The sequence below is a fragment of the bacterium genome (assembly GCA_013360195.1).
Lineage (GTDB): Bacteria > Electryoneota > RPQS01 > RPQS01 > RPQS01 > JABWCQ01.
On the sequence record JABWCQ010000002.1, the window covers coordinates 377,291 to 396,193 of the forward strand.

Sequence of the window (18,903 nt, forward strand, 5' to 3'; positions counted from 1 at the left end):
GTAGTAGGATACACTTTTTGGAATGAAAGTCTCAATGTCACGTTCGGGAATCCTAGTCCTCGTTCTTCTTGCCTTCTCTGTAGAACTCTTTGCTCAAGGTTTCGGCAAGAATAAAGTACAATACGTCGAGTTTGACTGGAGATACATCCAATCAGAACATTTTGACGTCTATTATTCTGCTGGCCAGGAACGAATTGCAGAGTTTACAGCCGAAACGGCTGAAAGAGCATTGAAACTCATCGAGTCAAGCTGGGATTACACACTTGATGGAAGAATCAAGTTCATCATCTATGCGTCCCACAACAAGTTTCAGCAGACTAACGTTTCACTTTCGATACAAGAAGAGTCGCTGGGCGGATTCACCGAGTTTCTCAAGAACCGAGTGGTACTGCCTTATACCGGGAATTATGAGGCTTTCAGGCATGTGATTCACCACGAGCTGACACATGCCGTCAATTTGCGGCTGTTCTACGGTACGGGGTTTCAAAGCATTCTCATTGGCGTGGCGACGTCCGATGTTCCGCTTTGGTTCACGGAGGGACTTGCTGAATACGAGTCCCGGGGTGGTTGGGATGTCGAGGCAGACATGTTCATGCGGGATGCCACTATCACCGGCTACCTCCCTCCCATCGATTACCTTGGCGGCTACTTTGCTTATAAAGGCGGCCAGTCGGTATTCTATTATCTTGACAGGCGATACGGCAAAGAGAAAGTCGGAGAACTGGTCAACAAGGTAAAAACGTCACGCGAATTGCCACGCTCACTGAAAAGTGCGACGGGTCTTACGATGGAGGATTTTAACCGCGCGTGGCAAAATTGGCTTCGTAAGATATATTGGCCGGGAGTCGCCAATTATGAATCACCAGAGGACTTTTCGGAACGGATTACGAATCATCGAAAAATCGGAAACTTTGTGAATAACGGTGGCGCATTGTCACCGGACGGACAAAGAGTCGCCTACCTGTCGGACAGGTCAGACTATTTCGACGTTTGGCTTCACGACCTTGATTCCGGGAAATCCAGGCGTTTGCTGCAGGGTGAACGCAGTGGTGACTTTGAGCAACTGAAGTGGCTTGATGCGAGAATGTCCTGGTCACCAGATGGCGAACACATTGTCTTTGCGTCCAAGGCAGGTGCACTTGATGCGATAAACATCCTGAATGTCGATAAACGAGATATTGTCAGAAGATTCCGGCCCCGATTGGAAGGAATATTCAATCCGGTCTATTCTCCGGACGGTTCGAAAATCGCGTTTGTAGGTCTAAAGTCCGGCCAGTCAGACCTTTATTACTATGAAGTTGCCAGTGAAAAGCTCGTGCAGGTCACAGACGACATCTTCAGCGACGACGATCCTGCCTGGAGCCATGACGGGACTATGCTGTATTTCGCCTCCGACCGAAAAGACTCTGTAAGAGTTTCAGGGTATGAGCAATCGTTCGAGATGTGGAATTTCGACTATCATACCATGGACGTTTATCGAATTAGGATCGATTCCGATAAATGCGAAAGATTGACAGCGAGTGAATTCACCGAAAAGAATCCCACTCTGTCACCCGATGGAAGATTCTTGGTTTACGTTTCCGACTCAACTGGAATCTCCAATCTTTACAGGATGGATCTGGAAACCAAAGTGTCTGTCGCAATAACCAATGGACTGACTGGCAGTTTTCAACCGAGTTATTCAGCTCGTGCCAATAAGCTTGTCTTTACTTCTTTCTTTGAAGGCGGCTATGACCTTTATCTGTTGAAGTCGCCTGATCAAATTGAACCTAAGTCACCAGCGTTGACGGCGTTTAGACAGCACGGCACTCCGGAAGCAATTGAACCGGTGGGAGAACAAGCCGAGATCAGTTCGGAATCTATGGAGTTCCGTGACAACACGAGAGAGTTTGCACGGTATGTTTTTGCTGATGGAATTGGACAAATTTCGGATCATGGTGAACAGACCTTGCCGGACACAACGAACACCCGCAATCCCGGCGGAGGATTCTTCAGCAAGAAGTACAAGGTTAAGTTCACGCCGGACTACGTGTACGCGACTGCAGCTTACAGTTCGTTCTTTGGTGCGCAGGGAACCGGTCAAATCTTGTTTAGCGATGTGCTGGGTAATCAGCTAATAGTGGTCAACACAGATTTGTACTATGATTTCAATAATCTCGACAACTCAAACTTTTCTGCGCAGTATTTTTACTTACCAAATCGCATCAATTACGGTATTGGACTTTTCAGGTACGTCTATTACCTCGATGCGGGAAATGTTCGCGATCAGACCCTGCAAATCCAACTTGATGCAAGCTATCCATTCTCGAAATACACACGCGCCGAGTTGATAGTTGGCGGGTACGGAATAGATCGATCCGAGTGGCAGCCCAATCAGGATCAGTACTACGATTACTATAAGACGGCTCGGCGGCGGATTCTTCTTCCCGAGCTTGGTTATGTCCACGATACGGTGGTCTGGGGCAGCACAGGACCTGTAAACGGCACTCGTTACCGCGTTTCCGCATCATACAGCCCAAATCTTCAGAGTGACAGAAAAAACCGTGAGGTTTGGAGTTCAGAGTTCTATACTGCGAAAGCAGACATGCGTCAGTATTTTAGAATGGGCAGAGATTACTCCTGGGCATCCCGTCTTACGGCAGGTCTTAGCGGCGGACCTGAGCCGCAAAGATTCTTCATGGGCGGTGTTTCAAACTGGATAAATCGAAGGTTTGAGAACGACGAGATTCCGACGGAAGAAATTAATGACTTCTACTTCTCTTCATTCATTACGCCATTCCGAGGCGGTGATTACTTCGAACGCCGGGGAACAGGCAATCGCTATTTTCTCACGAATCAAGAATTCCGTTTTCCGTTGATCAGATACTTACAGTTAGGATGGCCTCTTCCAATCACCTTGGGAGATGTCAGAGGAGCTCTTTTTACAGATCTGGGCGCGGCGTGGTTTGATGACGCATTCCGACTTACCTCTGTGGGAAAAGACGGTAACAGGCGTCTTCATGACCTTCAAGCGGCGTACGGTTTTGGATGGCGTTCAAATCTCGGATTCCTGCTGCTTCGTTGGGATGTGGCATGGTCAACCGACGGAATAGATACTTCAAAGCCGAGATACTATTTCTCTTTAGGTGCGGAGTACTAAGTATTGGGCAAGACTTCTGATGTCGCGACCGCAATTGCCGCGCCAATACAGCTAATGGGCAAACTGATTCTTGAGTTCACAACGGAACTCGGGAGATTCGGTTTGCTTATGGGCAGAGTTTTCACTGAAATTGGCGCAGTTTTCTCACGAAGATCATTATTCATGCGTGAGTGCGTTCGCCTCGGAGTGGACTCTTTGCCGCTTGTACTCATGGTCGGGCTATTCACTGGCGCGGTCTCAGGCTGGCAGTTACATTATCAGTTAGAAGGGTACATGCCCTTCGACATGATCGGACCGGGCGTCTTCAAGAGTATTGTGCTTGAAATGGGCCCGGTGCTGACGGGTTTGATAATTTCGGGACGCGTCTCGGCGTCTATCGCAGCAGAACTCGGAACGATGAAAGTGACCGAGCAGATAGATGCCCTGGAATCCATGGCGATTTCGAGCACTAGATACTTAGCGGTACCGAGAATAGCGGCGATGACTGCAATGATGCCGGTTCTCGTGACACAGGTAAACTTCATTGCCATTATGGGTGCGTGGTTTGTTACAACGGTGTTCCTGAGTCTCACATCGGCACAGTTCTTTGGATTGATACCCAACTTCTTTCACGTATATGATATCTTTTCCGGTCTTTTGAAGTCGGTGTTTTTCGGGATGAGTTCGGCAATGATTGGCTGTTATGTTGGGTTTGACACTTCCGGCGGCGCTGAAGGCGTCGGCAGCGCGACCATAAAAGCGTTTGTGTGGAGTTCGCTGACAGTTTTGGTTCTCGATTTCCTGCTCGCGATGATCTTGTTCTAATGATTGTTTCACGCGGAATAAAGAAGAGCTTTGGAAGCAAGCAAGTGCTTCGCGGTGTGGACATGGAAATCCAGACCGGAGAGTCGCTCGTGATCATAGGTCAATCCGGCTGCGGCAAGTCGGTCTTTCTGAAGCACCTTGTCGGCCTTCTCAATCCGGACGAAGGGGAAATAAGGGTGGACGGGGATTTGATCTCAAATGCAAAGCGCGCGGACGTCTATCGAATTCGCATGAAATTCGGCGTACTATTTCAAAGTGCCGCGTTGTTTGATTCAATGACAGTCGAGCAGAATATCGGGCTTGGACTAACCGAACATACAAGGATGTCCAGATCCGAGATAGACAAACGAGTCGCTGAGTGTTTGGACATGGTGAGCTTATCCGGGACCCAGAAGCAGATGCCCGCAGAGCTGTCCGGCGGAATGCGGAAACGTGTTGGACTTGCGCGTGCAATTGCTATGAAGCCGCAATACATCTTGTATGATGAACCTACTACCGGGCTCGATCCGATAACAGCCGACTCAATCAATGACCTGATAATCCAGTTGCAACGCGAGCTCAAAGTGACATCGATTATCGTCACGCATGATATGGTCTCGGCCTTTAAGATTGCCGACCGCATCGTAATGCTTCATCTTGGTCGCGTCATTTTTTCCGGAACTGAACAGCAAATCAAGACGGAAAGCATAGACATCGTCCGGCGGTTTATCGCCGGAGAGTCTGAGGACAGGCAAGTTGTGACCCATTATTAAAGTATCTGACCGAAAAAAAGCCCCGCTGATCAGCGGGGCTTTTTGCTTTTGCGCGATGAGGCTTAATCAAAAATGAGTCGATAGATGCCGAGCTGACCCGTGGCAAGAACGAGCTGCTTCGAGTTCGCCGAAGCATCATAAAGGGAATCGCTGACGACCGTTTCATTGCCGTTTACACATAGAACGAGCGGACCAAGCTGATTCGAAGTTATCCGATTGTATATGAGACTTCCATCTTGCAGCACAATGACATCCGTGGCAGGATTTGCAATGAACTGGAGCTGTGCAGATTGAGTTGGATCTACTCGATAGATTGCAGTAGTGTTCAGGACGTCGTCAGGGTTGGTGACAACTTCGAGTCCAAGTGCGGATAAATGGAATCGGCAGTCTATTCCGGCAACATGGTCAATTGTTAGAATGATGCTGTCTGATTCGGCAATCTGCACCTGAAGACTCAATCCGCTTGAATGTGGCTTTGGTTCAAGAAATGCAAATAGCTGACCATTGGAGAATGCGCGACAGGATAGAGCATTGGCACTTAATCTTACTCGTGACAAGTCACTTAAATTGAATTTCCAGACTCCGTTCTCCGTGGAATCACCTTGAGGTTCGGCACAGAGTAAATAGCCCTCGTTGACATTCAAGTAAGGGTTAGATCCCCTGTCCCATACAGAGAACGATTCGCCAGCTAAACTTGCAACAGTAACACTGCCGTCACCGGGAGCCCCTGGAACAGAATAGGCGAAATATCCGTCGTCAGATACGGACCAAGTGTAGTCGGCTCGCACTACAACTCCTGAATCCGTAACTCGATGCTCTTGACCGCTTCGCCACAAGTTGAGACTCCCATCGATTCCGGTAAACAGAAAAGCATCGCCGTTGGGCGACAATACGGGATGAAAACCTCCTGGGACAAGCAGTTCCGCATGCCAGGCAGTCTGGCTTTGGTGAGAATCCCCTTCATCGTCATCACAGCTCGCAAGCAGCATCACCATGGCAAGTAATTGAGTTAAAACTAACGTCTTACTACTCATGATGAAGTGCTTGTATTGGGTTCACTCGCGCGGCGCGAATTGCCGGGTAGAGACCGGAGAATATTGTCACGAGTCCTATCATGCCGGCTGAGATCAACATTGTGGTTTCGGATAAAATCGGAGGTGACACACCGTCCGGCAGAGTAACACTATTCATGAGTTCTATCAATCCCCAACCAACCAGCATCCCGCCTGATCCTGCAAGTACAGTGATAATCAGGCATTCCAGGAAGAACTGTTTCACAATGTCAAATGCGTTTGCACCAATTGCCCTGCGAATACCAATTTCGCGTGTCCGTTCAACAACTGACACAAGCATGATGTTCATGACGCCTAATCCGCCGATCATTAACGTTATGGCTCCGATAGCAACCATAAGCGCATTAATGGCATCAAAAACCTTGGCGGTCTCCATTGCGTCCTTATGAGTATCCCAAAGGTTCAGCGCTTCCGGGTCGGCGGGATCAAACTTGTGCACTTTGGCAACAATACTCTTGAATTCCGCCACCGCCAACTCATGCTTTTGAACATCGTTTGGTGAAAAAATGAAGTTTCCGAACCAATACCGATCGTACAATGCAAGTTGGGTCGAATAAGGAATCCAGACCACGTCGTTGTCAGGTCCATAGTAGGACGACCCTTGCTTCTTGGCAGATTTCCAACCTACAATGAGGAACTCCCTGCCGCCAACAAGCACACGTTCGTGTAACGGATTTGATTCTTCACCGAAGAGCTTCTTTCTCACTTCGTCCCCGATGACACACACACGCCTCGCTTCAATGATATCGCGACGTGAAATCCACCGTCCGTGATCCGGAATGACATTTCGCAATTCACCGTACTTTTCCCCCACACCAGCCAGACGCGTATTGAAAATTCTCGGGCCGGCTCGCATTTCCGTGCTCCATGCGGATACTTCCGGAGAGAAGGTAAAGAGTTGTGCCTTGGCTTCCAATGCCTGAAGAGTCTTTTCGTCAAATCGAACCGTCTCGCCTTTCCTCGCCGAACCCGTCGCAAGACTTTTTCTCCCCCCCCAAACGACCACGACATCCTTGCCAAGCGACCTGATATTGCTCAAAGCGCCTTCTGAGAATCCGGTCGCAAGTCCTGACAATAGCATAACGGACGCAATGCCCCAAGTGATCCCGAACATCGTCAGGGCACTTCGGAGTTTGTTGGTGCCGAGTGTGCCAAATACTTGTCGAACGAGTTCCAGAAAGCTCACGCCTAATTCTCCTGCTGGACTTGGCCTGCGCTGACTATCTCACCTCCACTCAATCCGCTTGTCACCTCTGTCCGGATTCCGTCCGAAATCCCCAACGTGACCGGTCTGTCTTCCGTTGCCTGTGTGGAAGTATCGACTACGACTTTGACATAGGCAGAATCTCCCTTGAAGAACAAGGCCATTTCATCGAGAATCGGGACATCCTTGCGCTCGTCTACAACAATGCGTGCCGTGGCACTCATTCCGACTTTCAGAAGTTCCTCGGAATTATCGACCAGCGCCTTGACGTTGAAAACAATCTGCTGCTCCTTGTCGCTATACCGTCCGACAGGAGATATATGGTATATCTCTCCTTGAAAAGTCCGACCTTGGTATGCCTGTACCGTGACATTTGCCGTAAGTCCCGTTTTCAGCTTCCCGATGTCTGCTTCATCGACATCTCCTCTGAACTCGATTTTTGTATGGTCTCCCATCGTAATAACAACTGTGCCCCCGGAGGCTGAGGTTGTCGGTGTAACAGAAGCCCCTTCATCCAATTCTCGGGTAAATATTAAACCGGTAATCGGCGCAACGACCGTGGTCGAAGTCTGAACAATGTCCATTTCTTTGTCCGTCTCGCCAATTTGCTCACGTTGAATCAGAGCCCATTCTGCCTTTGCCGCCGATAGTCGGGCATTTACACGTTCGAGTTCTCGCTCAGCATCCCGGAGGTTCTGCTCGGGAAGCAAATTCTTCGAGTGAAGCTCCTTCGCAATTCGAAGATCATCTTCGGCCTGTCTGACCTCAACCTCTGAAGTTCTCAGTTCTTCTCTGGCCCGCACTTGTTCTGTCGGAGACGCTTCCGGTGTAATTTCGAACAGGCGCTGCCCCGCCGTCACCCAATCTCCCTCTTCGACAAAGAACTTCCTTACTGTTCCACCTGTTTTAGACCGAATCTCAATTTGGTGCAAAGGTTTAATGCTCCCTGTGGCGACAACGGTTTGAGTCATGTCCCCTCGCTCAACGGTACTCAAATTGAGTCGTGGTTTCGCTTGACTATCAGACTTGCAGCCCAAGGAAACCCAATTGACGAGTATCAGGATAAGGAGCGTACGGAAATGCTGGCTGAATCTCATTGGTAAACAGGAGTTTTTGTTGCTTAAGCTCTTAGAGGGAAATCCATAGCAATTTGTTGCTGCGAAGCCGAAAAAAAGACCAGTCGCTAAACTGGCCGTACTCTCAGAGGCAAGTTTGCCTCCCATAATCGCAAACGTCACTAGAATTTCAGGGAAATCAATCAGTAAGGTAAATTATATCAAAATGTTAAAAATGGGTTAGCAATATATAAAGATGCGCACTTCCGCTTGACTTTCGCGTCATCTGGAGTTATCTTGGGTGCAAAGTGGAGCAAAAAGGGATATTGTGGGTCAACCACCCAAATGGGCATTCTTCCTTTCGTAGGTAAACATGAGGCAGCGGTCGATGATAAAGGCCGATTGTCAATACCCGCCGAGTTCCGGAACGCGCTTCCAGGAGATACTCAGCGGCACGTCGTACTCACGGTCGGAAGTTCAGATTTTATAAATGTTTTCCCAATTGATTATTTCAATGCGATTTATGCGCCATCGGAGAACGAGACCGCCAATTTCGCGTTGGATGAGAACATAGACCGGGACATGGTGCTTCTTTCAGAAGCCGCAGTCCGGCCAATCGATGCCCAAGGCCGTGTGACTCTCCCCCAAACTCTCTTAAGACAAGCAAACATCGGACAAAAGGTGGTCTTTTTCGGCCGCCAGAAGTTCTTCACAATATGGAACGCTGACGCCTTTCAAGCTCGATTGGAAAAAGTTAATCTCTCCAAATCTGATGCCTGGAACATGTTGGCGGACAAGAGCAAACCAAAGGTCTAAAGATGGGACTTCACCTGCACACGGAACAGCGCAACGATCAAGCCTTAATCGCCGTTTACGGAGAAATAACAGCCCGGTCGGCACGTCAGCTTGAAGCAGCAGTCGAACACTTCAGGACGCGAGGCTGTTCCGTGGTCAACGTCGAAATTAGATCTGACGGCCTCGACCGATCGCTAAACAAGTGGAATTCGCCATCCGTTAGGCCGTCAGAGCCGTAACGGAGTCCCTGCGGTCACCGCAGATGACCGCAGGGGACTTTTATTCGGGGCATCTAATGCAGGAGACAAAGAGTGGCGCTGAAGTCAGGCTATCATACTCCTGTCATGGGCCAAGAGGTGGTCAATTGGTTAGTCACTGACCCATACGGACTCTATGCCGATTTCACGATCGGCGGGGGCGGGCACTCAAAGCTAATTGCCGGAGCTCTCCGCGAGACGGGTAAGATTTGCGGCCTTGACCGGGACCCAGATGCGATTGCGGAAGTGCGGTTGAATCTGCCGGAAGTCAAAGAACTCTGGAATATACGATTCTCAGAGGCAGAGAGCAAGCTTCTTTCACGTTTTGGCGCGAGTTTTTCCGGCGTGCTGTTGGATCTTGGAGTTTCTTCCCATCAACTCGACGATGTAAAAAGAGGATTCAGCTACCGTCTGGACGGTCCACTGGATCTTCGAATGTCCAAGTCCCATGGAGAGACAGCAGCGCAGCTTCTTGCCCGGATGACCGAAACGGACCTAAAAGGGATTTTTAAGTCATTCGGCGAGGATCCCCAAGCAGGCAGAATCGCACGAGCCGTTGCCCGAGCCCAGCGAGACGAACCAATCGAAACAACGGGTCGACTTGCTGAGGTCGTAAGAAGCGCCGTTCCGTCCACTGCACATAAGTCACTGCCGCGCGTTTTCCAGGCATTGAGGATCGCAGTGAATCGCGAACTTGAAGAACTTGTCTCGGGGTTGAACGCGGGCTGGACCCTTTTGAAGCCTGGTGGACGTCTGGTTGTATTGACCTACCATTCACTCGAAGACCGGCCGGTAAAACGCTTCATGCAGGGACTGGTGCATCCACCATCCTCGCTCATACCTTTTCCGGAGGCACAAGTTTCCCGTCCAAAAGGTAAATACCCGGTCCGCGGGCCTCTCCTTCCAACTCCTCAAGAAATTGCCGATAACCCGCGGTCACGAAGCGCCAAGCTTCGAGTAATTGAAAAACTTCCCTAAGTAAACTTTCCATCGGTGTCCACTCTTTCCGTGCCCACATCCATTTACCGCCCGAAGCGCGTTCCCAAGGTTCTCCGAAGGCAAGCTGCTCTTATTCGGCTTCTTGGATTTCTTGCCTTGGCGGCCGGGTTTGGACTGCTAATCGCATGGCGAAATTTCACTGTCCAGCAGCTCACAATTGACATCGCAAGACAGCGATCTCAATTACTGAATCTGGATCAAGAAATCAGGCACCTGACAGGATCGATCGAGTCAGCAGCACCGTACAACGAAGTCAGCGACTGGGCTGAGCGAACCCACGGCTGGAAGCTTCGATCATCGCACGTTGACACCCTATTTGTTCCACAGGCAACATCCAATTCAAAAGATGGCGACGTTGAGTTACGCTGACGGTTCCCCAAACAGAAATAGAAAGCGTGAGAGACTGGTTGCTGCGGCCTTCCTGCTCGTGTTGACCGCCTTCTGCGCTCGACTAGTTCAGTTGCAGGTCATTGAACACGAAAGGTGGAAAAGTCTGGCAGAGAAGCAGGTCTATAATACTGTGCGTGAACCGATGCCGCGGGGCGAGATTCGTGACCGACATGGCATGCCTCTCGCGGTTACGTTGCCGATGTCTTATGCTATTGGTTTCAGACCCACGGAAGGCATTAACCGCGACAGCATAGCAGAAGTCCTGGCGAACGTACTGCCGATATCGGAAAACGCATTACGACACAAGATCGGAGCATCTTCATATACATATTTGGCTCGGCGGGTTGACTGGCAAGTACAGCAACAGCTTGTGAATCTGAATCTACCGGGAATTGAATTCGTGCGCGAAGCACGACGGAGTTATCCGGCTACGATGGCCGCAGGGACGGCGGTTGGATTCACAAATGTTGACGGTATTGGCCAGGACGGAATTGAGCGGGCACTGGACTCATTGCTGAGTGGTGACAAACGGGATATAGTGGTTTGGAATGATGCCCGGCGCATCGTACCGGCGGTAATGAGTCCAATGGAGGATGCGGTTGCGCATTCAGGTGCCAATGTGCAGTTGACTATCGATCTGCAGCTGCAAACAATTCTGGACAGGTGCATGATCGAAGGACTCTCAGACAGGATTTTCGAAAAAGCTTGTGCAATCCTGCTTGATCCTCACACGGGTGAGATTCTTGGAATATCGACTCTTCCGACGTTTGATCCGAATAATCCCGCTGAAATAGACGGGGATTTTCGCCGTTGTTGGCCAATTCTGGATCTTTTTGAGCCAGGCTCCATTTTCAAAATTGTAACGGTCGGAGCCGGTCTCGAAGAGGGAGTTGTGACTCCCAGCAGCCTGGTAGACTGTGAAGGCGGTAAGTACCGTGTGCCGGGTAAAGTTCTGAACGATGCGCATGCGTACGGAACACTAAGTGTTGCAGAGGTTTTCGCCAAGTCTTCTAACATTGGATGCGCCAAGATCGCGGAACGGATGACGGCCGACGACGTGTATTCATGGATTGGCAAATTCGGGTTTGGTGCAAGAACCGAAGTGGGATTACTTTTTGAGCCCTCTGGATTCGTTCCCAAACCGTCAAACTGGAGCGGACCGACTCGTTCAAATCTTGCTATTGGACAAGGAGTCTCAGTGACAGCCCTGCAGGTAGCCGCGGCATACGCGGCAATCGCGAACGGTGGATTGCTCATGCAGCCGAAACTTGTGAAGGCTCTGGAGTTTCCCACAGGCGAGAAGGTTACGTTTGATCCGGTTGGCTTGAGGCCGGTAATCCGCGAAACCGTTGCCAAAGAGTTGACACGAATGATGACGCTTGCCGTTGAAGACGGAACCGGCAAGGCCGCAAAGATTGACGGTGTTAAGATTGCAGGTAAGACCGGTACTGCACAGAAAGTGAATTTGAAAGACGGTGGTTATTATCAGAATCGGTATGTAAGTTCTTTTGCAGGTTTCTTTCCGGCTGACAATCCGCTGTATGTGCTACTAGTCGTTGTCGATGATCCTCGCGGCGGTAACTACTACGGTGGTCAGATTTCAGCACCCGTTTTTGCAAGTATCACGCGTGAAATTCTCGAAGCGAGACATCCTGAATTGCTGCCTAAGCCCGAGAAAGCCAATGAAGTGCAGGACTCCCTTTCAAATGACTCGAGTACTGACTCCACTGCTAAGCCAGTGTTTGTATTCGATTCACTGAAGTATGCAAATGTACCAACTGTAACGATGCCGAGTTTGCTTGGATTACCGTTGAGAGCCGCTGTGGAACGCTCGACTAATGCTGGATTGTCTGTTCGGTTGGAAGGATTCGGGGTTGTGGACACTCAGTTTCCGCCGGCAGGTGTTCAGGTGCCGCAAGGGTATGAATGCAGTGTGATTGCACGGCCAGTTGTCAACACGCGATATGCCTCGACTAATTGAAGTCGTACGAGAAGTCAGGGGCACGCTGCTTGACGCTGATGGATCCGAGAATGTCACAGGAGTTAGTTACGACTCGCGTTCAGTGTCTCAGGGGGAGATATTTGCCGCGATAAACGGGTTCAAAACCAATGGAACAAGCTTTGTCGGAGAGGCGCTTGCCAAAGGCGCCATTGCAATTCTCTGCGATCGCCATGCCGAATTCCAGTCAGCAGTACCGCGCATAGTCGTTGACAATACGAGAGTCGCTTTGGCACAGGCTGCTTGGATGCTTGCCGGCAATCCACACAAATCGTTGAAGTTGATCGGCGTGACGGGCACAAATGGCAAAACGACGATTACAAATGCGCTTGCGCAACTGCTAAACCTTTGTGGTCATCCGACAGGGGTAACTGGCACTCTTGGAATGATCTTCGACGATCACAAGTTCGATAGTGATCGCACGACCGCAGAGGCACCGGACTTGGCACGAGTGTTTTCCTCAATGGTCCAGAGTGGTGCGACGCATGTCGCGATGGAAGCGACTTCAATTGGCCTTCACCTCCACCGTCTGGATTGCCTGACGTTTGAAGTAGGCGTCTTCTCGAATCTGACTCGAGACCACCTGGACTTTCACGAAACATGGGAAAACTACCGACAAGCAAAAGGACTGTTGTTTAGTCCAGAGAAGCTGGCAGGTACTGGCATTGTCAACGTGGATGACCCGGAAGCGGAGTATTTCCTCTCTCTTGCCCGGGGCAGATGCATAACATATGGAATACAGACTGTCGCGGACTTTCTTGCCAGCGAAATCGATTTGAGCACAAGCGGATCCAAGTTCCGGTTGCATGCACGAGAAGTTGTTTTTCAGGTACAGACCTCCCTTATCGGAAAATTTAATGTTTACAATGTGCTTGCCGTAATTGCAGGTGCTTCAGCCCTTGGCATTCCTCTTGGTGAAATCGTTTCGAAACTTCCGCAGATCCGACCGGTCAGAGGCCGGGCCGAAATCGTTCCCTCAACCGCCGGTTTTGATGTGATAGTTGACTATGCTCATACACCGGATGCCTTGGAAAAGATACTCTCAACAATTAGAGAGTTGACAAAGAACAGGTTAATCTGTGTAATTGGCGCGGGCGGTGACCGTGATCGGGGGAAACGTCCATTCATGGCACAAGTAGCGGAATCCTATGCCGACCTCATCTATCTTACTTCTGACAATCCGCGAACTGAAGACCCGGAATCAATACTCCGCGATTTGATGTCAGGAATTCGAAGTGCTTCGAAGGCAAGAGTGATAGAAAACCGCAAAGAAGCAATAAGAGGGGCGTTGCGTAGTGCAAGCAACCACGACGTCGTTGTAATTGCCGGCAAAGGGCACGAAACTTATCAGGAGATTCGCGGTGTCAAGCATCCGTTTGACGACCGCGAAGTCGTGCTTGAATGGTTGAATGAGAATGGACTTGGCCAATGACTTTGCCGACCCTTGGCTGGCTGGTTGAAATATTCCGGTCCCGCGCTATAGTCACCCCTGATTCTGCACTCAGAATATGTTTTGACAGCCGAAAACTTAACGCTGGAGAAGTTTTCTGGGCAATTGAGGGAAGGCGTGACGGGCACAGTTTCGTGGAGACGGCGTTGCAGCAGGGTGCGGCAGCCGCCGTAGTAAGAGCAGGATTTCATCTCAAGAATCCCGAACTGTCTACAAAGCTCATTCATGTTGAGAATACCTCAAGGGCGTTAGGCGAAGCGGCAAGAAGTTGGCGTGAAAAACTCTCCTGTAACGTTGTTGGACTCACAGGCTCCGTTGGAAAGACGACAACGAAGGACTTCGTAATTGCTGCTCTAAGTTCAAAGTTCAGGGCGAGTGCCACGAACGCGAATTTTAACAATGAGATTGGGGTACCACTGACGGTCCTCGAGACACCGCTTGAATCGCTGCATCTGGTTTGTGAAATGGGCGCAGCAAAGCGAGGCGACATAAAACACTTATGTGAAATCGCCAAACCGGATTGCGGACTTGTAACCGCCATCGGAGAAGCTCATCTCGAATCTTTCGGATCAATTGAGATGGTAAGAGTAACAAAGAAGGAGCTATACGATTATGTGGCCGAAACTGGGAGGGCTTTTGTCCCGACAAGCGACGCAAATTGTGTCGCGGCAAGTATGCACTGTCGTTCCAAGTTCGGCTACGGTTTCGAGTCTGCTCCTGTTGGCTGGAAAGGTGAGTTTTTGCAGGGTGTGAATCTCCGTTTTGACGAGTTTGTACGCCCAAGTTTCGAGATTCGTGGTGAGAATGTAAGTCTGGCAATTCCCGGCCAAGCAGCGGCACAGGCAGCGCTGGCGGCTGCAGCAATCTCCTTGTCGTTTGGTGTTCATGCGAAAGACGCTGCAAGGGCACTTTCCACTGCCGTTCCGTCACCGGGACGTGCCATTCTAAAGCGCACGTCTTCGCTTGTGATCATTGATGACAGCTACAATGCCAACCCGTCGAGTATGAAGTCCGCGATTGAGACATTGAGCAAGTTTCGAACGGGCAGAAAAGTCGCTATTCTCGGTGACATGCTTGAACTTGGGGAAGCAACGGAACGTTCGCACAAGGATATGTTCGATTTATTAACGAGATCCGGTATTTCCGACGTTTCTCTTGTGGGAGAGAATTTCGCTGCTGTTGCTCCAAAGGGCACACTGAGTTTCAAACTGCACCTGTATCCCGATTCTCAGTCTGCAGCTCAGTCAATTCTCGAAATCGTCAAGCCGGGTGACACAGTATTGGTGAAAGGATCCCGCGGAATTGCCCTTGAGCAAGTTGTACGGCGACTCGAAGAGGTATATCAGTAATGCTATATCATCTTCTCGTTCCACTTCGAGATGAGATAATTGGGGCGAATCTGTTTCGTTACCTGACGTTTCGATCGGCTCTCGCTGCGGTTCTGGGACTTTTGATCTCCTTTCTCGTCGGGCCATGGCTTATCCGCAAACTGAAGTCGCATCAAATAGGCGAAGAAATCCGCCAGGATGGCCCGCAAACGCATCTCAGCAAATCTGGCACGCCCACGATGGGCGGACTTATGATTCTGGCTGCCGTCGCGATTCCGACATTGCTACTCGCAAACCTCACGAATTTCTATGTTTTGTTAACATTGCTTGCTTTTCTGTGGATGGGAGCAATCGGTTTCTGGGATGATTATCTGAAGACAGTAAAGAAGAAAAAAGCCGGACTTGTGGCGCGGCAAAAGCTCGTTGCACAAGTTGGATTAGGATTAATCATTGGATTCTTTATTCTGAACTACTCTCATCTTTTCGGACAGAACTTTCATCAAAATGTGACCCAAACAACTGTTCCATTCGTAAAGCACGTTATGTTCGACTTCGGATGGTTTTTCCCGATTGTCGTAATGATCGTGATCACCGGCTCGTCAAATGGCACGAACTTGACCGACGGACTGGATGGACTCGCGATCGGTGTAACATCTATCGCGGCGGCCGCATTCGCAGTAATGAGTTATGTCACAGGAAACGTTAACTTCTCCAATTACTTGAACATAATATACCTTGATGGCGCTGGTGAATTAACGATCTTCTGTTCTGCGCTACTTGGTGCCGGACTTGGCTTCTTGTGGTATAACAGCTATCCTGCTCAGGTCTTTATGGGTGACACCGGAGCACTGGCACTCGGCTCAGCACTTGGAACGATGTCGGTTCTGCTCAAGAAGGAGTTCTTTCTCATCGTAATCGGCGGCATTTTTGTGGCGGAAGCACTGAGTGTTATTCTGCAGCGAGGTTACTTCAAGTACACGAAACGCAAATTCGGGCTTGGGAAGAGAATCTTTCGAATGGCTCCATTGCATCACCACTTTGAGCAACAGGGTTTGCACGAGACAAAGGTCGTCGTTAGATTCTGGATTGTCCAGGTCCTGCTCGTCCTGATAAGCCTGACAATGTTCAAGGTCCGTTGATGCCGCCCGATTATAGTGGCAAACGATTTGGAATTCTTGGTATCGGAAAAAGCGGTATTGCAGCTGCACGACTAATACAAAGGCTCGGTGGAATTGCGCTTCTCTCAGATGTGAAGTCATCGGAGCAGATTGGCCCGGTTGTGGAACAACTCACGCTTGATGGGTTCACCCTTGAGTTGGGCGGTCACAGAAGAGTGTTGACCGAGAAATTCGACTTTGTCGTCGTGTCGCCGGGCATTACACTTGATCGCGATTGGATTGATACGTGGAGCTCGCGGGGAATCCCTGTAATATCTGAACTCGAACTAGCTTCGCTATGCTACAATGGAAAATGGATTGCGGTTACCGGCAGCAATGGCAAAACAACCACGGTTACTCTGATAACGGATATTTTGCGAAGCGCAGGCATCCAAGTTCAATCAGCAGGAAACATTGGGAAAGCTTGGAGTGACTTTTTGCCGCAAGACGGTAATTCAGTATTCGTCATTGAGGTCTCAAGCTTTCAAATGGAGCATACGCATACGGCTCGTCCGTCTGTCGCGGTCTTCCTTAACGTCCTGGAGAATCATTTGGAAAGACATGGAGATCTGATTACATACGGACTCTTGAAACTAAAGCTCGCTGCGAACTGTGGACCGGAAGACGTGATCGTATACAATGCGGACGACACATTTCTTAGCGAACACTGTCGGTCACTCAAAGCTACGAAAGTCACATTTGGGCGAACTTGCGCGGACTTCGTTGTACATAATGGTGTCATATATCGCCAGCATTCTCAATCAGCGGAGAAGGTGTTTAGCGGTTCCGAATGGAAGTTGATTGGCGACCATAATTTACTTAACGCTTCTGCAGCGCTGGCGGTGTCACAGTGCTTTGGAATTAATGATTCGATTGCGCAACGATCGTTGCGCGCCGCTACTCCAGTTGAACATAGAATCGAGTTTCTAGGTATGATAGACGGAGTCTCGTACATTAATGATTCAAAGAGCACAAATCTTGCCGCAACAGTTACTGCTATAAGCGCAGTGAAGGGAAGCATAATTCTCCTGTTTGGCGGACGACCAAAGCAAGAAAACTTCTCATCATTAGGAGACCTGTTGGGTAAGGATTTGAAGGGGCTGATCGTTTTTGGAGAGGCAACGGAAAAGGTCAAGAACGAACTGCCCGACGCACTTTCTATCGAGTATTGCAGCAATCTGGAAGAAGCGCTGCATGCTGGACGACGCTTGGCATCTGAGGGAGACAGTATTCTGCTGTCACCTGGCTGTGCGTCGTACGACCAGTATCAGAATTTTGAACAGCGTGGCATCCATTTTAAGACTTTGGTAAGGAACTTGAAGTAAACGCGTAATGGGAAGTGCTTACACACCACTAAGGATCGAAAAATCTCTCATTGATTTTCCAGTCTTGGCATCAGTCGCTGTACTATGTATTGCCGGCGTCATCTTTGTCTTTACATCATCTGCCGCCCATTCTTGGCAGTCGGCCAGCGGAGACTCGATACAATTCTTGTTGAACCATGTACAGCGTCTGATGGCGGGAATTGTAGCGCTCGTTTTCTTCTATCATGTGCGTTATCAGTTTCTGGAAAGGCTTGCCAGACCAGCATTAATTATCGCCCTTGTTGCTCTCGCCATTGTATTACTGCTGCCACAACTTCCAGGAACGACTGCAAAGAGATGGATCTCACTGTTTGGAGTTAGCTTTCAACCGGCAGAATTCGCAAAGTACGCACTTATAATTTACTGCTCCAAGAGACTCTCTGAAATTGATGAGTCTTCCTTTCCTGCCGAGAGACAGAGGAAGCTGAACGCCCTTCTAATTGTAATATCCGTTTCGCTCATTTTGATTGTTGCAGAACCAAATTTGTCAACGGTGATACTGATAAGTGGAATCTGCTCAGTCATGTTGTTCTTGCATGGAATTGCTTGGAAGAGAATTGCGTTGCTCATACCCGTAGCCGTAATAGGTTTGGGAATGGTGGTTCTGCTGAAGCCGTACATGCTACAACGTATCACAGCATTTATCGACGGAATCTCAAATCCTCTTAATGCCAGTTACCATATCCGACAGTCGCTGATTGCGATCGGTCAAGGGGGGATTAGTGGACTTGGCTTGGGACAATCTACACAGAAGCATTACTATTTGCCTGAACCTTACAACGATTCGATTTTCAGCATTATCGCGGAAGAAATCGGTCTTGTTGGAGCTCTAATGATTCTGGCCGCATTCTCTGTGCTGATTCTACGAGGCTGGAAAATCGCGTTAAGTGCGCAGGATCGATTCTCTTACTACCTCTCTGCCGGAATTACCGTGTCTCTCGCACTTTCGATGGTTACAAACATCGGAGTCAATCTTGCGTTGCTGCCAGCGACAGGACAACCGCTTCCATTCATAAGTTACGGTGGAACATCAATTGTTATGTCGCTGGCGGCAATTGGAATATTGTTGAACGTTTCCAAGCAACAGAGTTCAAGAGTCAGATGGCAGGGCTCACCGCGGCCGTTTCTTAACTGAGC

16 protein-coding genes are annotated in these 18,903 nt (G+C 49.5%); 13 read left to right on the forward strand and 3 right to left on the reverse strand.

Translation table 11 applies throughout. From position 1 onward, the window contains the following. The first annotated feature begins 34 nt into the window (after positions 1-34). The 3 genes from HUU59_02910 (at position 35) to HUU59_02920 (ending at position 4,695) form a co-directional block, all read left to right on the forward strand. Positions 35-3,139, forward strand: coding sequence for a PD40 domain-containing protein (locus tag HUU59_02910; protein NUO18378.1), 3,105 nt, complete (start codon positions 35-37; stop codon positions 3,137-3,139). Between the two features lie 162 nt (positions 3,140-3,301). Further along, entirely contained in the window at positions 3,302-3,943 is a 642-nt protein-coding gene (locus tag HUU59_02915) for an ABC transporter permease (GenBank protein ID NUO18379.1), read from the forward strand. Continuing rightward, entirely contained in the window at positions 3,943-4,695 is a 753-nt protein-coding gene (locus tag HUU59_02920; protein ID NUO18380.1) for an ABC transporter ATP-binding protein, read from the forward strand. Before HUU59_02915 ends, HUU59_02920 begins: the two co-directional genes overlap by 1 nt. A 62-nt stretch (positions 4,696-4,757) precedes the next feature. On the opposite strand, the gene HUU59_02925 is transcribed toward HUU59_02920, so the two are convergent. From HUU59_02925 to HUU59_02935, 3 genes are read right to left on the reverse strand one after another with little or no spacing between them, the layout of a single operon-like run. Next, entirely contained in the window at positions 4,758-5,729 is a 972-nt protein-coding gene (locus tag HUU59_02925; protein NUO18381.1) for a hypothetical protein, read from the reverse strand. Further along, on the reverse strand, positions 5,722-6,954 hold the full coding sequence (locus tag HUU59_02930) for an ABC transporter permease (protein NUO18382.1): 1,233 nt from the start codon (positions 6,952-6,954) through the stop codon (positions 5,722-5,724). The genes HUU59_02925 and HUU59_02930 overlap by 8 nt, the downstream gene beginning before the upstream one ends. Before the next feature lie 2 nt (positions 6,955-6,956). Next, the gene (locus HUU59_02935) at positions 6,957-7,943 is read right to left on the reverse strand and encodes an efflux RND transporter periplasmic adaptor subunit (GenBank protein NUO18383.1); all 987 of its coding nucleotides are present in this window, start codon (positions 7,941-7,943) and stop codon (positions 6,957-6,959) included. A gap of 429 nt (positions 7,944-8,372) precedes the next feature. Here HUU59_02935 and HUU59_02940 point away from each other — a divergent pair, with 429 nt between their 5' ends. The 10 genes from HUU59_02940 (at position 8,373) to HUU59_02985 (ending at position 18,901) form a co-directional block, all read left to right on the forward strand. Then, positions 8,373-8,843 carry a hypothetical protein gene (locus HUU59_02940; GenBank protein ID NUO18384.1) on the forward strand — a complete coding sequence of 157 codons (471 nt, stop codon included), beginning with the start codon at positions 8,373-8,375 and terminating at the stop codon, positions 8,841-8,843. Between the two features lie 2 nt (positions 8,844-8,845). Continuing rightward, positions 8,846-9,061 carry a hypothetical protein gene (locus HUU59_02945; protein NUO18385.1) on the forward strand — a complete coding sequence of 72 codons (216 nt, stop codon included), beginning with the start codon at positions 8,846-8,848 and terminating at the stop codon, positions 9,059-9,061. A gap of 105 nt (positions 9,062-9,166) precedes the next feature. Next, positions 9,167-10,057, forward strand: coding sequence for a 16S rRNA (cytosine(1402)-N(4))-methyltransferase RsmH (rsmH, locus tag HUU59_02950; GenBank protein ID NUO18386.1), 891 nt, complete (start codon positions 9,167-9,169; stop codon positions 10,055-10,057). A 15-nt stretch (positions 10,058-10,072) separates the two neighbouring features. Beyond that, on the forward strand, positions 10,073-10,447 hold the full coding sequence (locus HUU59_02955) for a hypothetical protein (GenBank protein NUO18387.1): 375 nt from the start codon (positions 10,073-10,075) through the stop codon (positions 10,445-10,447). Continuing rightward, entirely contained in the window at positions 10,425-12,449 is a 2,025-nt protein-coding gene (locus tag HUU59_02960; GenBank protein ID NUO18388.1) for a hypothetical protein, read from the forward strand. The genes HUU59_02955 and HUU59_02960 overlap by 23 nt, the downstream gene beginning before the upstream one ends. Then, the gene (locus HUU59_02965) at positions 12,433-13,899 is read left to right on the forward strand and encodes a UDP-N-acetylmuramoyl-L-alanyl-D-glutamate--2,6-diaminopimelate ligase (GenBank protein ID NUO18389.1); all 1,467 of its coding nucleotides are present in this window, start codon (positions 12,433-12,435) and stop codon (positions 13,897-13,899) included. Before HUU59_02960 ends, HUU59_02965 begins: the two co-directional genes overlap by 17 nt. Beyond that, the gene (murF, locus tag HUU59_02970; GenBank protein NUO18390.1) at positions 13,896-15,266 is read left to right on the forward strand and encodes a UDP-N-acetylmuramoyl-tripeptide--D-alanyl-D-alanine ligase; all 1,371 of its coding nucleotides are present in this window, start codon (positions 13,896-13,898) and stop codon (positions 15,264-15,266) included. Before HUU59_02965 ends, murF begins: the two co-directional genes overlap by 4 nt. After that, positions 15,266-16,384: a phospho-N-acetylmuramoyl-pentapeptide-transferase gene (locus HUU59_02975; GenBank protein ID NUO18391.1), complete on the forward strand. Its 1,119-nt coding sequence runs from the start codon at positions 15,266-15,268 to the stop codon at positions 16,382-16,384. The genes murF and HUU59_02975 overlap by 1 nt, the downstream gene beginning before the upstream one ends. Next, positions 16,384-17,727 (forward strand): UDP-N-acetylmuramoyl-L-alanine--D-glutamate ligase, encoded by a 1,344-nt coding sequence (gene murD, locus HUU59_02980; protein ID NUO18392.1) that lies wholly within the window; start codon positions 16,384-16,386, stop codon positions 17,725-17,727. The genes HUU59_02975 and murD overlap by 1 nt, the downstream gene beginning before the upstream one ends. 7 nt (positions 17,728-17,734) lie before the next feature. Further along, complete coding sequence (locus HUU59_02985; GenBank protein ID NUO18393.1) at positions 17,735-18,901, forward strand: cell division protein FtsW; 1,167 nt, start codon at positions 17,735-17,737, stop codon at positions 18,899-18,901. Positions 18,902-18,903 lie beyond the last annotated feature (2 nt).

What these genes read in the sequence shown, in the direction of transcription:
- HUU59_02985 (NUO18393.1), top strand. Translation starts at nt 17,735, where the DNA reads ATGGGAAGTGCTTACACACCACTAAGGATCGAAAAATCTCTCATTGAT.
- HUU59_02920 (NUO18380.1), top strand. Translation starts at nt 3,943, where the DNA reads ATGATTGTTTCACGCGGAATAAAGAAGAGCTTTGGAAGCAAGCAAGTG.
- murF (NUO18390.1), top strand. Translation starts at nt 13,896, where the DNA reads ATGACTTTGCCGACCCTTGGCTGGCTGGTTGAAATATTCCGGTCCCGC.
- HUU59_02975 (NUO18391.1), top strand. Translation starts at nt 15,266, where the DNA reads ATGCTATATCATCTTCTCGTTCCACTTCGAGATGAGATAATTGGGGCG.
- HUU59_02965 (NUO18389.1), top strand. Translation starts at nt 12,433, where the DNA reads ATGCCTCGACTAATTGAAGTCGTACGAGAAGTCAGGGGCACGCTGCTT.
- HUU59_02945 (NUO18385.1), top strand. Translation starts at nt 8,846, where the DNA reads ATGGGACTTCACCTGCACACGGAACAGCGCAACGATCAAGCCTTAATC.
- HUU59_02960 (NUO18388.1), top strand. Translation starts at nt 10,425, where the DNA reads ATGGCGACGTTGAGTTACGCTGACGGTTCCCCAAACAGAAATAGAAAG.
- HUU59_02925 (NUO18381.1), bottom strand. Translation starts at nt 5,729, where the DNA reads ATGAGTAGTAAGACGTTAGTTTTAACTCAATTACTTGCCATGGTGATG.
- HUU59_02940 (NUO18384.1), top strand. Translation starts at nt 8,373, where the DNA reads ATGGGCATTCTTCCTTTCGTAGGTAAACATGAGGCAGCGGTCGATGAT.
- rsmH (NUO18386.1), top strand. Translation starts at nt 9,167, where the DNA reads ATGGGCCAAGAGGTGGTCAATTGGTTAGTCACTGACCCATACGGACTC.
- HUU59_02915 (NUO18379.1), top strand. Translation starts at nt 3,302, where the DNA reads ATGCGTGAGTGCGTTCGCCTCGGAGTGGACTCTTTGCCGCTTGTACTC.
- HUU59_02910 (NUO18378.1), top strand. Translation starts at nt 35, where the DNA reads ATGTCACGTTCGGGAATCCTAGTCCTCGTTCTTCTTGCCTTCTCTGTA.
- murD (NUO18392.1), top strand. Translation starts at nt 16,384, where the DNA reads ATGCCGCCCGATTATAGTGGCAAACGATTTGGAATTCTTGGTATCGGA.
- HUU59_02935 (NUO18383.1), bottom strand. Translation starts at nt 7,943, where the DNA reads ATGACTCAAACCGTTGTCGCCACAGGGAGCATTAAACCTTTGCACCAA.